Below are 14,924 nucleotides of genomic sequence, written 5' to 3'. Positions count from 1 at the left end.
CCATGCAACCCGACCTGACTCCGAACGCCGCGCCACCGTTGATCGCATTGACCGGCATCGGCAAGCGCTTCCCGGGCGTGCAGGCGCTCGACGACTGCCGCTTCGACCTGCGTGCCGGCGAAGTGCATGCGTTGATGGGCGAGAACGGCGCCGGCAAGTCGACGCTGATGAAGATCCTGGCGGGCGTCTACCCGCGCGACGACGGCGAGATCCGGATGGACGGCCGCGCGGTGGAGATCGCCGATCCGCGCGCCGCGCAGGCGCTCGGGATCGGCATCATCCATCAGGAACTGAACCTGATGAACCACCTGAGCGTCGCGCAGAACATCTTCATCGGCCGCGAGCCGCGCGGCCGCTTCGGCGTGTTCGTCGACGAAGACAAGCTGAATCGCGACGCGGCCGCGATCTTCGCGCGGATGCGGCTCGATCTCGACCCGCGTACGCCGGTCGGCCGGCTCACGGTGGCCAAGCAGCAGATGGTCGAGATCGCGAAGGCGCTGTCGTTCGACTCGCGCGTGCTGATCATGGACGAGCCGACCGCCGCGCTCAACAACGCGGAGATCGCCGAGCTGTTCCGCATCATCGGCGACCTGCGCGCGCATGGTGTCGGCATCGTCTACATCTCGCACAAGATGGACGAGCTGCGCCAGATCGCCGATCGCGTGACCGTGATGCGCGACGGCAAGACCGTGGCGACCGTGCCGATGGCGGACACGTCGATGGACACGATCATCGCGATGATGGTCGGCCGCCAGCTCGCGACCGAATTCCGCACGCCGCCCGATACGTCCGCGAACGACGTCGCGCTCGAAGTGCGCGGACTGTCGCGCGGCCGCGCGATCCGCGATGTCGGCTTCACGCTGCGGCGCGGCGAGATCCTCGGCTTCGCCGGGTTGATGGGCGCCGGGCGCACCGAGGTCGCGCGCGCGGTGTTCGGCGCGGACCCGGTCGATGCGGGCGAGATCCGCGTGCACGGCAAGACCGTGACGATCCGCACGCCGGCCGATGCGGTGAAGCACGGGATCGGCTACCTGTCCGAGGATCGCAAGCACTTCGGGCTCGCGGTCGGGATGGACGTGCAGAACAACATCGCGCTGTCGAGCATGCGCCGCTTCGTGCGCCGCGGCGTGTTCCTCGATGCGCGTGCGTTGCGCGACACCGCGCAGTCGTACGTGCGGCAGCTCGCGATCCGTACGCCGTCGGTCGCGCAGCCGGCGCGGCTGCTGTCCGGCGGCAACCAGCAGAAGATCGTGATCGCGAAGTGGCTGCTGCGCGACTGCGACATCCTGTTCTTCGACGAACCGACGCGCGGCATCGACGTCGGCGCGAAAAGCGAGATCTACAAGCTGCTCGACGCGCTCGCCGCCGACGGCAAGGCGATCGTGATGATTTCGTCGGAGTTGCCGGAAGTGCTGCGCATGAGCCACCGGATTCTCGTGATGTGCGAAGGGCGCGTGACCGGCGAATTGCGCGCGGCCGACGCCACGCAGGAAAAGATCATGCAGCTCGCGACGCAGCGCGAGTCGACCGTATTGTCCTGAATCAGACGCCGAGACGCTTACCCGACATGTCCAACGATACGCATCCCGTTCCGCCCCTCGCGTCCGGCGACACGCCGGCCGGCGCATCGAGCCTGAAGTCGCGCTTCTTCAACCCGGCCGCGCGGCAGAAGCTGCTCGCGTTCGCGAGCCTCGTGCTGCTGATCGTGTTCTTCAGCGTCGCGTCGCCGAACTTCCTCGAGGTCGACAACCTCGTCGCGATCCTGCAGGCCACCGCGGTGAACGGCGTGCTGGCCGTCGCCTGCACCTACGTGATCATCACGTCGGGCATCGACCTGTCGGTCGGCACGCTGATGACGTTCTGCGCGGTGATGGCCGGCGTCGTGCTGACGAAGTGGGGCCTGCCGCTGCCGCTCGGGATCCTCGCCGCGCTGTGTTTCGGTGCGCTGTCGGGCAGCGTATCGGGCTTCGTGATCGCGAAGATGAAGGTGCCGCCGTTCATCGCGACGCTCGGCATGATGATGCTGCTCAAGGGGCTGTCGCTCGTGATCTCGGGCACGCGGCCGATCTATTTCAACGACACGCCGGGCTTCACGTCGATTGCGCAGGATTCGCTGATCGGCGACCTGATTCCCGCGCTGCCGATTCCGAACGCGGTGCTGATCCTGTTCCTCGTCGCGATCGGCGCGTCGATCGTGCTGAACCGCACGATCTTCGGCCGCTACACGTTCGCGCTCGGCAGCAACGAGGAAGCGCTGCGGCTGTCGGGCGTGAACGTCGATGCGTGGAAGATCGCGGTCTACACGTTCAGCGGCGCGGTGTGCGGGATCGCCGGGCTGCTGATCGCGTCGCGGCTGAATTCCGCGCAGCCCGCGCTCGGGCAGGGCTACGAGCTCGATGCGATCGCGGCCGTCGTGATCGGCGGCACGTCGCTGTCGGGCGGCGCGGGCAGCATCGTCGGCACCATCATCGGCGCGTTCATTATGAGCGTGCTGACGAACGGCCTGCGCATCATGTCGGTCGCACAGGAATGGCAGACGGTCGTGACGGGCGTGATCATCATCCTCGCCGTCTACGTCGACATCCTGCGCCGGCGGCGCCGCTGACGGTCGCATTCACGCAGGCAGGTGCTTCATCGCCGGTTCCGGCCGGCGTCCCAGTCGTTCCAGTCGGTTGAGTCGATACGAAAAAAGGAGACGCGAAGTGATCAGGAGCAAGGTGTTGAACGCGATCGTCGGGCTGACGTTTGCCGTCGGCGTCACGGCCGGCGCGCAGGCGCAGGAAACCTACATCCCGCTGATCTCGAAGGGCTTCCAGCATCAGTTCTGGCAGGCCGTGAAAGCGGGCGCGATGCAGGCCGCGAAGGACTACAAGGTGAGGGTGACGTTCGACGGGCCGGAGACCGAGGCGATGGTCGACAAGCAGATCGACATGCTGTCGGCCGCGATCGCGAAGAAGCCGGCCGCGCTCGGCTTCGCGGCGCTCGACAGCAAGGCCGCGCTGCCGCTCTTGAAGAAGGCGCAGGCCGAGAAGATCCCGGTGATCGCGTTCGACTCGGGCGTGGACAGCGACATCCCGGTGACGACGGCCGCGACCAACAACAAGGCCGCCGCGGCGCTCGCCGCCGACAAGCTCGCCGCGCTGATCGGCGACGAGGGCGAGGTGGCCGTGGTCGCGCACGACCAGACGAGCCGCACCGGCATCGACCGCCGCGACGGCTTCCTCGAACGGATGAAGTCGGCGCATCCGAAGGTGCAGGTCGTCACCGTGCAGTACGGCGAAGGCGATCAGCTGAAGTCGACCGAGGTGACGAAGTCGATCCTGCAGGCGTATCCGAAGCTCAAGGGGCTGTTCGGCACCAACGAAGGCTCGGCGATCGGCGTGGTCAACGGCGTGCGCGAGATGAAGCGCAAGGTCGTGATCGTCGGGTACGATTCCGGCAAGCAGCAGAAGGACGCGATCCGCAGCGGGCTGATGGCCGGCGCGATCACGCAGAACCCGGTCGGGATCGGCTACAAGACGGTCGAGGCGGCCGTGAAGGCGATCAAGGGCGAGAAGCTGCCGAAGGTCATCGATACCGGTTTCTATTGGTACGACAAGACCAATATCGACGATCCGAAGATCACGGCGGTGTTGTACGACTGAACGTTGCGTCGCGCGGCGGTGGCGCGCGCCGCCGCCGCGGCGACCGGACACGAGGGCATCATGGGCGCAGTGCGTATCGATTCGCATCAGCACTTCTGGCGCTATCGCGCCGCCGATTACCCGTGGATCGGCCCCGGCATGGGCGTGCTCGCGCGCGACTACCTGCCCGATGCGCTGTGGCCGCTGATGCATGCGCAGGCGATCGGCGCGTCGATCGCGGTGCAGGCGCGCGCCGGGCGCGACGAGACGGCGTTCCTGCTCGATCTCGCGCGCGACGATGCGCGCATCGCGGCGGTGGTCGGCTGGGAGGATCTCGCCGCGCCGCAGCTCGCGGATCGCATTGCCCAATGGCGCAGCCCGAAGCTGCGCGGGTTTCGTCACCAGGTGCAGGACGAAGCCGATGCCGGCGCGTTCGTCGCGGAGCCGGGCTTCAATCGCGGCATCGCGTGGCTGCAGGCGAACGGCTACGTGTACGACGTGCTCGTGTTCGAGCGCCAGTTGCGCGAGGTGTGGGCGTTTTGTGCGCGGCACGACACGCACTGGCTCGTGCTCGATCACGTCGGCAAGCCCGCACTCGCCGACTTCGAGCGCGACCACACGGCGCTCGCGCGCTGGCGCGCCGCGTTGCGCGAGCTGGGCGCGCTGCCGCATGTCGTGTGCAAGCTGTCGGGGCTCGTGACCGAGGCCGACTGGAAGCGCGGGCTGCGCGGGAAGGACGTCCGGCGCATCGAGCAGTGTCTCGACGCGGCGCTCGACGCGTTCGGCCCGCAGCGGCTGATGTTCGGGTCGGACTGGCCCGTGTGCCTGCTGGCCGCGTCGTATGACGAAGTGGCGTCGATCATCGAGCGCTGGGCCGAATCGCGATTGTCGGCGGCCGAGCGCACCGCGCTGTGGGGCGGCACCGCCGCGCGTTGCTACGCGGTGCCGACGTGAGCGCGCGGTCGTGTGCGTTGGGGCGTGGCTTCGTCGGACGAATGACGACGGGCGCCACGGTGTGTCGATGGTTGCGGCCGCATCGATGCTGCGCCCGATGCCCGGGGCCGAACCTTTAGAATAGGCGCAAACGGTTGCGTGCGATGCGCGCGGCCGTCCGGAACGAAACCGATCACCAGTCCCGACGTATGTCCATCCAGCCGATTCAGAACCGCCGCCTCTACCAGCAGATCGCCGACAAGCTCAGTGCGATGATCGAGTCCGGCGATTTTCCGCCGGGCAGCTACCTGCCGCCCGAGCGCGAACTGGCCGAACAGTTCGGCGTGTCGCGCACCTCGGTGCGCGAGGCGCTGATCGCGCTCGAAGTGAGCGGACTCGTGAGCGTGCGCGTCGGCGACGGCGTGAAGGTGCGCCATCCCGAAGCGGCCGCCGCGCCCGAGCCCGCGCCTGTCGCTGCGGAGAAGGCCGCGCCGTTCACGATCGTCGAGATCGATCCCGAACTCGGCATCGCACTCGACCTCGATACCGAAATCCCGCCGTTCGCGTTGCTGCAGGCGCGCCGGCTGATCGAGCCGGAAGCGGCGTCGCTGGCCGCGAAGCACGGCTCGGACGAGCAGATCGAAGGGATCCACGAGGCGTTCCTGCGCAACCAGGCAGACAACCTCAGTGGCTCGCTTACGCATCCGGGCGACCGGCTGTTTCATATCCGCATCGCGGAGGCGAGCGACAACGCCGCGTATGCGCTGATGATCAAGCAGCTGCTCGCGCACAAGTACGACCTGATGTTCCAGCGGCTGCAGTCGCTGTACATGCCGAACGACATGCCGCACCGGTCGGAACTCGAACACCGCGCGATCCTCGATGCGATCCGCGCACGCGACCCGGACGCCGCGCGCCGCGCGATGGCCGAGCATCTCGACGAAGTGATCCGCATCTTCGGCCGCGCGCTCGATTGAGCGCGCGTCGAAGCGTGACCGGTTGCCCGTTCAGAAGCGATCCGCGCGATACGGCGCCGGATCGGTGAACGGCGCTTCGCCCGTCATCATCTCGGCCAGCAGGCGGCCGGTGACGGGGCCGAGCGTCAGCCCGTGATGGTTGTGCCCGAACGCGAACCACAGCCCGCGATGCGCGGGCGCGGGGCCGATCACCGGGCGCATGTCGGGCGTGCACGGCCGGAAGCCGAGCCAGGGTTGCGGGTCGAGCCGCTCGCCGAAACCGAACACGGGCCGCGCGACGCGTTCCGCGCGTTCGAGCTGCACGCCGGTGGGCGGCACGCCGCGCCGCGCGATCTCGACGCCGGTCGTCAGCCGCAGCCCGCGCTTCATCGGGGCGATCACGTAACCGTATTCGCGATCGACGATCGGCGCCGACGGCACGCCGCGCGCGGACGGCGCGTAGTGCATGTGATAGCCGCGCTTCTCGCGCAGCGGGATCGTGTAGCCGAACTTGCCGAACACCGTGTCGGACCACGGGCCGAGCGCGACGACCACGGCCGGCGCGGCCGCCAGGCCGTCCTGCGTCCTGACCTGCCAGCCCGGCGACAGCGCGTCGAGGCTCGCCGCGTCGCCCGTCAGCAGCGTGCCGCCGCCCTGCACGAAGAGTTGCGCGTACGCTTTGACGAGCGCGGACGGGTCGACGACGCTTTTCGGATCGAGCCAGTGCAGCGCGCCGCAGAAGCCGGGCGCGAGGCTCGGTTCGTGCGCGCTCAGCGCGGCCGCATCGAGCGGCGTGATGCCGAGCCCGTGGCGGCGCGCGGTGAGCCCGGCTTCGGCCACGCCGCGTTCGAATGCGGCCGGCGTGCGGAACGCTTCCAGCCAGCCGTTCGCGCGGATAAGCTCGCCGGCGCCGGCCCGCGCGATCAGCGCGTCGTGCTCGACGATGCAGCGCTCGATCAGCGGCAGCATGTCGCGCGACGCCGCCGCGTGACGCAGCGGCGCCGATTCCCACCAGAATCGCGCGAGCCACGGCGCGAATGCGGGCAGCGACGCGCTGTGCCAGTAGAGATCGGTCGAGCGGTTCAGCGCATAGCGCATCAGCGTGAACGGGCTGCGCGGGAACGGATACGGTTCGACCGACGAGCGCTCGATCAGCCCCGCGTTGCCGAAGCTCGTGCCTTCGCCGGGCGCGCCGCGATCGACGAGGGCGACCTTGCGCCCGCGATCCTGCAGGTGGAGTGCCGCGGAGACGCCGACGATGCCTGCGCCGAGAACGATGACGTCGAAATCCATGAATGACGGTGACAGAGTAGGGTTAGCGGATGGACCGCTTGCGTGAAGATGCATGGTCCGTTCAGAACCCGAGGATACCTCCGGAGCGCACGGGTGCGTCGCGCGATGCCCGACGGTTGGGCGCGCATCGGGTTTCATGCGCGTCATGCCACGAAGCGACACGTTCGCTCGCCGGCGACAATCCGTTGGCGTTTCGTCCGGAAATGCGTCAATCTCATGCGCGCGCGCAATTCGCCAGCGATAGTCGATTGCGTGATCGACAGGTGTGCGGCTCCAGTCATTCCGGAATGACTGACAATGCCGGAAAACCGCGTTGCGGCGCGATTCGCCGGGACTCGTTTGTTTTTAAATTGCCGACTTGTGGTTATTTACCGTATCGGTAAATTATCCCGTGCTGCATCGCGGAAATGTCAAAGTTACCCGTCCCGGGAAATGAAGGCCGGCTGCATAATCAGCTGGCTGCCGGAATTCGAGGGGACTACTTAATTGAAAGGTATGGACTCGCCCGAGGCGGCCCGTTATGATGGCGCCGCTTGTCGTGAGAGACAGCCGATCCCCGCCAAGAAAAAGACATAAGCGTGGGAGAAAATGCCGATTTTCTCGAATGTTTGCCTGCTGGCGAATGCGATTGCATTGATTGCCTGAAAGCCGCGAATCGCATTCCGTCGAAGATGCATTCGGAAATTAATATTTCGGACATCGACATGTAGTAATGCCGCGTCGCCTGCGTCGCGGCAATCAGAAAAGAAAGCGAGAGGGCCCATGAAAGAGTTGCCAGGAATCGCCGGATTGGCCGAGTCCGCGGGATCGTCCCCGCTTGCCGGCGCGCTGCAGTCGGGCGCGATGCAAATGGCCGCGGCGGCGAATCCCGTCGTCGGCAAGATCGCGCCGACCGCATCGGCCGTCATGCAGGCCCTGGCCGCCGGCGGGAATCCGGCGCAGATCGCGGCGTCGATGGCCGCACCGGCGGCCGGCATGCTGAATCCGCTTGCCGGGCAACTCGCGTCCGGCGCGATGGCCGGCATGCGCGGCGCGGGCGCCTCGGCGATGCCGATGGCGGCTGCCGACGCGCCGCCGGCTGTCGACGATCACCCGCTCGCCGGGCAGCCGCTTTCCGATCTCGCTTCCGCACCGCAATTCTTCGTTCCGGGCCAGACGGCCGCGCAGCCCGGCGCCTCGGCCGCGTCGTTGCCGTTCAGCGAGACGACGCGCCTGCTGCGCTTCCAGTCGTCGCTGACCGGCAACCGCGCGCTGTCGATCGCGGCGATCACCGGTGGCGAAGCGCTGTCGGAAATGCCCGGCTACACGCTCGACCTGATCACGCAGAATCCGTCGATCGACCTCAAGGACGTGCTGAACCAGGCGGTCGCCGTGAACATCACGCTCCAGGACGGATCGGAGCGGCAGATTCACGGCTATCTGGTCCGGTTCGGCTTCGAGCGCAACGACGGCGGCATCGCGCACTATCGCGGCGACCTGGCGCCGTGGCTCTGGTATCTCGGCAAGCGGGTCAACAGCCGGATCTATCAGCAGGTCACGGTGCTCGACGTGCTGCGCAAGGTCTTCGCCGATTACGGCGCGCTGGTCGATTACCAGACGCACATCAAGCAGGAACTGAAGCCCGAGGATTACGTCGTCCAGTTCCAGGAAAGCGACCTGAATTTCGTCAGCCGGCTGCTCGAGCGGCACGGGCTGTTCTACTACTTCGAATACCGGCAGGACGGTCACACGCTCGTGATCGCTGACGATTCGGCGTCCTGTCCCGACCAGGCGCACGATCCCGTCGTGACCTACAACGCGGCGAGCGGCGTGCAGCAGGCGGACCGCCTGACCGCGCTATCGGCGAGCCGTGAAACCCAGCCCGGCGTGGTGGCGCTGCATACGTTCGACTACAAGCACCCGAAGGGCCGGCCTTACGTCGAACTGCCGACGCTGGCCGATCAGGGCAATGCACCGAAGCTCGAGGTGTACGACGGCAGTTCGGCATTCGCCTACAAGGACACCCGCGCGGGCGAGGCGGAAGCCAAGCGCCGGCTCGAGGTGTACGAGTGGCAGGCCAAGGTATTTCGCGGCGAATCCGGTTGCCGCGGGCTCACGGTCGGCCGCAAGTTCAAGATCGACGGGCACTTCTGGTTCGACCCGGCCAAGCAGGACGACAACACGTTCCTGGTCGTCGGGATCCGGATCGACGCGAAGAACAACTTCGACGATGCCTCGGCGCAGCCCGGCAGTTTCCGCAACGAACTGACGCTGATCCGCAGCAAGATTCCGTATCGTCCGGTGCGGCAACATGACAAGCCGGTGATGCCCGGCCCGCAGAGCGCGATCGTGGTCGGCCCGAAGGGGCAGGAGATTCATACCGACGGCATGGGCCGGATCAAGGTGCAGTTCCCGTGGGACCGCTACGGCAAGAACGACCAGGACAGCTCCTGCTGGATCCGCGTGTCGCAGCCGTGGGCAGGGCGCGGCTGGGGCACCGTTGCGATTCCGCGCGTGAACCAGGAGGTCATCGTCGATTTCCTCAACGGCGATCCCGACCGGCCGATCATCGTCGGCCGCATGTTCAACGCGGAACAGACGCCGCCCTACGACTTGCCCGACGGCGCGCACCAGATGGGTTTTCACAGCAACTCCACGCCCGGCGGCGGCGGGTTCTGCGAAGTCGTGATCCACGACAAGAAGGGCGAGGAACTGGTCAATATCCACAGCCAGAAGGATATGGCCACGACGGTCCAGAACAATCACGTGACGGTCGTGAACGGCCCGAACCAGACCAACGTCGTCACGCAGGGCCAGCACGCGAGCATCGTGCGCAAGGCGATTTCCGTGCAGTCGCAGGACGAGCACATCCAGCACACGGCGAAGACGGCGGTGATCCTGCATGCGCAGGAACAGCACATGGCGCTCAAGGCGAAGGGCCCCGTGCAGATCGAATCCGATACCGAGCACGTGCACGTCAAGGGCTCCCAGTCGATCGTGCTCGAATGCGGGAAGGCGAAGATCACGCTGTCGGCCGACGGGCAGATCGTGCTCGACGGCACGCGCGTGGTCGTGCTGGGCTCACAAAGTGTCGACCTGAATCCCGATGGCGCGACCGGGCCCGCGGCGCCGCCGCTCGTGCCGGTGAACGATCCGACCGATCCCGGGCCGAACGCCGCCGCGCCGGCGGCAGGGGGGGGCGGAGGAGGGGGCGGCGGCGGTGGCGGAGGGGCAGCCGCCGCTGCGCCGGCGCACGGGAAAAAGCAGGCGAAAGGCGCGCCGAAGAAAGCCGTGGCGACCGGGCTCGGCGCCGACGTCGACAAGCTCGCCGCGAAGTCGCCGACGCTCGAACACGACATCGCCAAGTTGCAGAAGGACGGCTGGCATATCCAGTACGGTCCGGCGAATCAGGGGTCGTCCACGAACAAGCACGGCCAGCCGCCGACGATCGTGATCGACGGCAACGACCGCGGCAATCCGCAGGCCGTCGTCCAGGGGCTCGCGCATGAAACCGGACACGCGCTGTACCCGGGCGCGCCGGATTTATCGAGCAAGACCAATTACGTCAACAGCGAACTGGCGGACGAAGGCGCGGCGACGATGAACAACATCAAGGTGCAGCGCGAAATCCTCGCGCACGGCGGCCCCGACATCCAGATCGCCGGCAATCCGGCCAATTCGCCGGCCTACAATGCCGCGTACAACCAGTTCGTGAAGAACGGCGACGCGAACGCGGCACGGGCCGCCATCGGCCACGTCTATGGCACGGGAGAATACGCGTCGGTGCCCGTCAACGGCCAGTATGTCAATTATCAAACGTACTACGGAAGCTGGTATGACCGTACTTACCCCCCGTCCCATTAAGCGCGGCCGCGGCGCGGCGATCGCCGCCTCGCTGCTGCTCGCATTGTCGCTGGGCATGACACCGGCTTGTTCGCAAGGATCGAAGAAGATGCACACCACCGTTCAACTCAGTCTCTGGCAAGTGATCGACCAGATCGGCGCGCATCAGCCGATCCGGCGCGAACCCGTCGAGCACCTGCTGCACGCGAAGCTCGCGCGCAGCGAATCGAGCAACGAATACTTCACGTTCTGGAGCAACGACGATGGCGCGCCGATCAAGCTCGACGACGGCACGCAGATCGAGCGCGTCGTGCTGCGCACGAGCAATGAAGGCGGCGCGCAGGGTGCGCTGACGTTGACGCTGTCCGGCCGTTGCGTCGGCCGCGACGACGTGAAGGCGCATTTCGCCGGGATGCGGATCGCCGGTACGCCGACGGGCCGCTCGCCGAACGAGGAGACGACGTTCCGCTCGGAGACCCCCTGGGGCGAACTCGTGTTCGGGTTCGCGGAGCGCAACCCCGATTGCCTGTCGAGCGTCGGTTTCGGCGAGAAGGCGAAGTAACGCGCGCCCCTCACGCATGTGCGTGGATCGATAAAAGGAAAAACGGAATGGCGGCTTACCGATTGCACGAGGGGCGCATGGCATTGCCCGACGGCTGGCGAGACCAGACCATGAATGTGTTCCATTTGCCGGATGCGTCCGGTCGCAAGGACGTCGCATTCGTGGTGACGCGCGACTACGACACGCCGCTCGATGACGCCGGCGCGTACGCGGATGTGCAGCAGACGGCGTTCAAGCGCCAGTTTCCGGGCTACAAGCCGCTCGCGCGGGAGGCCGTCACGATCGGCGGACTGCCGGGCATCATGCTCGACTACCAGTGGCGCAGCGACAAGACGGTGCTGCGGCAGCGGCAGGCGATGGTCCGCCTCGACGACGCGATGCTGGTGTTCACGCTCAATGCACGCGTGGAGGATTTCGAGCGGCACGTGCCCGCGTGGACGTCGATCCTGGCGTCGTTCGTCGTGATGCCTCCGGTGCCGGATGAAGCCGATACGCCGGCGGCCGCGCACGAAAGCCTGCCGCACGTGTTCGCGCTGTCGGCCAAGACACGCGTGCTGCGCGTCTATCCGGACCTGCGCACGGTGTGCGAGCGGATCAGCACGCGCGAAGTCGAAGGTCACGACTGGGTGTTCTTCGCGAGCGACGGCTCGCCGCTCGAACCGAGCATTGTCCAGCACAGCCGCCAGGGGCTGTTCAAGGCGGAAGGGCGCTACGAGTTGAGGCCCAGCCGTGGCTATTCGGGGCTCCCGCTGCTGCGCCGGCTCGACGCGGTCACGGCCGTGGAGGGGGTGCCGCCGCTGGTCTCGCTGCAGGATATCGAAGCACATCTGCGTCAGCAGGCCGCCGCGCGGCCGGACGGCGCGTCGTCATGAGCGGTGCCGAGGCCGCCCTGCGCGCGGCCCGCATGGGCGACGAGATCGGGCATGGCTTCGGCCTGCTCGGCATGATCGCGGGCGCGGTGGTCGGCGCGGTGGTCGCGGCGGCCATCGTGACGGCGACCGCGGCCACCGGCGGCCTCGCGCTCGTCGCGATCATCGGCGGCTGCGTGGCGGGTGGCGGCCTTGCCGGCGGCGCGCTGGTCCGCGGCATCCAGAAAGCGGCCAACCTGCCCGGTCCAACCACCGGCATGCTGCATCAGGGATCGCCGAACGTCACGGTCAACAGTCGCTCCGCGCTGCGCGCCGGCGTCGACTATGCGGACGAATGCAACGGCCTGCCGTTCAATCATTTTCCGCAGACGCGGTTGCTGGTCGCGCAGGGGTCGCGCACCGTGACCGTCAACGGCAAGCCGATGGCGCGCCTGTCGATGAAGATGGAATGCGGCGCGGCCATCAAGACGGCGAGCGACAACGTGACGGTCGGCGGCGAGACCGTCACCGTCGTGGAGATTCACGACACGGAAGCGATGTTCGAGACGGCCCTCGAAGTGCTTGGCTTCGTCGCGCTCGGCGCGGCCGGGCTGGGCGCGCTCGCGGCCGGCCTGGGCGCCACCGCACTGTTCGCGGGCACCGTGATCGGCGCCAACGTCGGCCTGAATGCGCTCCATTCATGGGGCGAGTCGCTGGGCCCCGGCTACGGCGACATCATGGTCGGTGTCGCCGGGTTCGCGCTGCTCGGCCTGGGCGCGAAGGGCGCCGACACGGAAGCCGCGAAGAACGCGGTCGATGTGTTGAACCGCACCAAGGTGGAGATCGAGCCGAACACGCTCGGCGCGAACGGCGGCAACGTCCGCGTCACGACCAAGGGCGTGCCGCGCACGCTGTACGATCAGCTGCGCGCCAAGACGCCGAGCTCGAAGATCCAGAAGATGGTCAACGAGAACTACGAGCCGGGCATGGACGATCCCGCGCTGCCGGGCCTGACGATCGACAAGCCGCTGCATGCGGACCACATCGTATCGATGAAGGAGATCACCGAGATGCCCGGGTTCAAGGATCTGTCCTTCGACAACCAGGTCAAGGTCCTGAACAACTCCGACAACTTCACGGGCCTGAGCGAGACGGCGAACACGTCGAAGGGGTCGAAGTCCTATGCCGACTGGACCGAATACAAGAAGGGCGGCATCAAGGTCGACGAAGGATTCAGGCAGCAGATGATGCAGCGCGAGGCCGACAACCGGACGATGCTGCAGCAGCAGATCAAGGATTTGCTTGGCGATCAGCCCAAGTAGAATGTGTCGACGACGAATTCAAGGGTGAGTGGCAATGATTGAGCTATCCGCAACGACTTACACGGCCGAACTGAAGCGCTTCAAGCTGCGCGGCCAGGTCTGGCTTGCAGCGAACGAGATTCCCGCCGACGTGCAGGTGCCGACCGCATGGCGCGTGCTGCTGGATACGCCCGACGCCGCGCTGGGCAACTGGCTCGCGAAGATGTGGGCGGGCGTCGCCGGCCGCTTGCCGGCGGTCGAGCAGTTCTTCGCGGAGAAGCTGCGGCGCCCCGCCGTGTTCCAGAAGGAGAACGGCGATCTGTGCCTGCTCTATCCGTACACGGTCGAACAGGACGACCTGAACTTCTTCATCGGCCATCCGCCGCTCGGCGATCTCGTATCGGATGACATGCCGCTGTGGCGCGCATTGCCCGACGATCTGCGCAGCTTCTACCAGTTCACGCACAACGGCTGGACGTTCTTCCCTGCGAACTCGATGGGCCCGTTGCCGATCGGCGACCAGACCGCGCTGACGGACAAGCTCGACCTGACGCCCGACGAGACGCGCCAGCTCGGCGTGAATCCGGATCTCGTGTGGACGGTGTTCCAGAATGGCGGCGGCGACTATCTGTGCCTCGACCTGCGCGACAGCGCCGGCGACGGCAGCGACGCAGGGCGGATCTGGTGGCATGAGAATCCGACCGAACTCGAGCCGGTGGATTTCTGGGCCGTGATGAACGCGTGGTTCGAGATTTTCGTCGAGGAAGCCGACAAGCGATGATGAGACACGCCCGGCGCCTTTCGGGCGCCGGGCGTGTCGGCGTGGGCCGTCCGGCGCGTCCGTCGTCAGCTCATTTCGAACAGCTTCCCCCATCGCGCCAGCACGCGCGTATCGACCCCCGCCATCCTCAGCGTTTTCCACACCACGGTCGACACCGTGTCATAAACGGCGATCCCGGTCGCCTGCTCGAACGGCCCGACCAGATGGGCGGCATGCAGGTTCGTGCAGAACGTCGCCACCGCATCCGGTCGCGCCCGCGCAGCCTGGCGCATCAGCGCCGCAAGCTGCGTATCGGGCACCTCCGCGAAGCTGAAGTTGTCGCGCAACCCGAGATGCTGTTCGCCCACGCATTCGATGCCGAGTTGCGCATACTGGCGCATGATCCGCTGCTGCACGTCGTCGAGATACGGCGTGACGAGGCCGAGCCGCCGCACGCCGGTGCGTTCGAGCAGTTCGTTCAACGCAAGCACGGACGTCGTCGCCGGAATGCCGGTGGCCTTCTCGATGACGCGACACAGCGCCGCGTCGCGTTCGAAGCCGAGCCAGCCGGCCGACGTGCCGCTCCAGCCGATCACGTCGACGCGCGCGTCGGCGAGCTGCCGCGCCGCGACGAGCATGCGCGCCGCGTCGAACTGGTCGAGCGCGGCCTCGGTGAGCGCAATCTCGGTCACGGTGAAGCGCGCGAAATGCACGCTGACGTCTGGCAGCCCGGCGACGATCGCGGTCGTCAGCGGTTCGAGCGCGGTGTTCGACGACGGCGTCAGGATGCCGATGTGGATGCGCGGATTCATCGCGGGGCGTCCGT

The 14,924-nt window shown here is 67.0% G+C and carries 13 protein-coding genes; 10 read left to right on the top strand and 3 right to left on the bottom strand.

Annotated features, from left to right (window positions below; all coding sequences use genetic code 11):
• Positions 1-2: 2 nt before the first annotated feature.
• The 5 genes from CFB40_RS28820 (at position 3) to CFB40_RS28800 (ending at position 5,533) form a co-directional block, all read left to right on the top strand.
• Complete coding sequence (locus CFB40_RS28820; RefSeq protein ID WP_089433102.1) at positions 3-1,541, top strand: sugar ABC transporter ATP-binding protein; 1,539 nt, start codon at positions 3-5, stop codon at positions 1,539-1,541.
• A gap of 26 nt (positions 1,542-1,567) precedes the next feature.
• Positions 1,568-2,605 carry an ABC transporter permease gene (locus CFB40_RS28815; protein ID WP_089426874.1) on the top strand — a complete coding sequence of 346 codons (1,038 nt, stop codon included), beginning with the start codon at positions 1,568-1,570 and terminating at the stop codon, positions 2,603-2,605.
• A gap of 97 nt (positions 2,606-2,702) precedes the next feature.
• Positions 2,703-3,644, top strand: a complete 942-nt coding sequence (locus tag CFB40_RS28810) for an ABC transporter substrate-binding protein (RefSeq protein WP_089426875.1) — start codon at positions 2,703-2,705, stop codon at positions 3,642-3,644.
• Positions 3,645-3,704: 60 nt separating this feature from the next.
• Positions 3,705-4,577 carry an amidohydrolase family protein gene (locus tag CFB40_RS28805; RefSeq protein WP_089433344.1) on the top strand — a complete coding sequence of 291 codons (873 nt, stop codon included), beginning with the start codon at positions 3,705-3,707 and terminating at the stop codon, positions 4,575-4,577.
• A gap of 188 nt (positions 4,578-4,765) precedes the next feature.
• Positions 4,766-5,533, top strand: coding sequence for a FadR/GntR family transcriptional regulator (locus CFB40_RS28800; RefSeq protein ID WP_089433101.1), 768 nt, complete (start codon positions 4,766-4,768; stop codon positions 5,531-5,533).
• Positions 5,534-5,563: 30 nt separating this feature from the next.
• Here the strand turns inward: CFB40_RS28800 and CFB40_RS28795 are convergent, their stop codons facing one another.
• Together CFB40_RS28795 and CFB40_RS38840 are read right to left on the bottom strand one after the other, a co-directional pair.
• Positions 5,564-6,805: an NAD(P)/FAD-dependent oxidoreductase gene (locus CFB40_RS28795; protein ID WP_089433100.1), complete on the bottom strand. Its 1,242-nt coding sequence runs from the start codon at positions 6,803-6,805 to the stop codon at positions 5,564-5,566.
• A 518-nt stretch (positions 6,806-7,323) separates the two neighbouring features.
• Positions 7,324-7,782, bottom strand: coding sequence for a hypothetical protein (locus CFB40_RS38840; protein WP_174973743.1), 459 nt, complete (start codon positions 7,780-7,782; stop codon positions 7,324-7,326).
• Here CFB40_RS38840 and CFB40_RS28790 point away from each other — a divergent pair.
• The 5 genes from CFB40_RS28790 to CFB40_RS28770 all read left to right on the top strand — a co-directional run bounded on the left by CFB40_RS28790 (position 7,781) and on the right by CFB40_RS28770 (position 14,119).
• Positions 7,781-10,648: a type VI secretion system Vgr family protein gene (locus tag CFB40_RS28790; protein ID WP_179255314.1), complete on the top strand. Its 2,868-nt coding sequence runs from the start codon at positions 7,781-7,783 to the stop codon at positions 10,646-10,648. The genes CFB40_RS38840 and CFB40_RS28790 overlap by 2 nt on opposite strands.
• An 88-nt stretch (positions 10,649-10,736) precedes the next feature.
• On the top strand, positions 10,737-11,189 hold the full coding sequence (locus tag CFB40_RS28785) for a hypothetical protein (RefSeq protein ID WP_089496388.1): 453 nt from the start codon (positions 10,737-10,739) through the stop codon (positions 11,187-11,189).
• Between the two features lie 77 nt (positions 11,190-11,266).
• The gene (locus CFB40_RS28780; RefSeq protein WP_174973737.1) at positions 11,267-12,061 is read left to right on the top strand and encodes a DUF1795 domain-containing protein; all 795 of its coding nucleotides are present in this window, start codon (positions 11,267-11,269) and stop codon (positions 12,059-12,061) included.
• On the top strand, positions 12,058-13,359 hold the full coding sequence (locus CFB40_RS28775) for a PAAR domain-containing protein (RefSeq protein WP_089426881.1): 1,302 nt from the start codon (positions 12,058-12,060) through the stop codon (positions 13,357-13,359). The genes CFB40_RS28780 and CFB40_RS28775 overlap by 4 nt, the downstream gene beginning before the upstream one ends.
• 34 nt (positions 13,360-13,393) lie before the next feature.
• The gene (locus tag CFB40_RS28770) at positions 13,394-14,119 is read left to right on the top strand and encodes an SMI1/KNR4 family protein (protein WP_089426882.1); all 726 of its coding nucleotides are present in this window, start codon (positions 13,394-13,396) and stop codon (positions 14,117-14,119) included.
• Positions 14,120-14,184: 65 nt separating this feature from the next.
• On the opposite strand, the gene CFB40_RS28765 is transcribed toward CFB40_RS28770, so the two are convergent.
• Complete coding sequence (locus CFB40_RS28765) at positions 14,185-14,910, bottom strand: maleate cis-trans isomerase family protein (RefSeq protein ID WP_089433098.1); 726 nt, start codon at positions 14,908-14,910, stop codon at positions 14,185-14,187.
• Positions 14,911-14,924 lie beyond the last annotated feature (14 nt).

Origin of the sequence: Burkholderia sp. AU31652 (genome assembly GCF_002223155.1) — a bacterium.
Lineage (GTDB): Bacteria > Pseudomonadota > Gammaproteobacteria > Burkholderiales > Burkholderiaceae > Burkholderia.
This window is presented reverse-complemented; position numbering and strand designations above follow the sequence as displayed.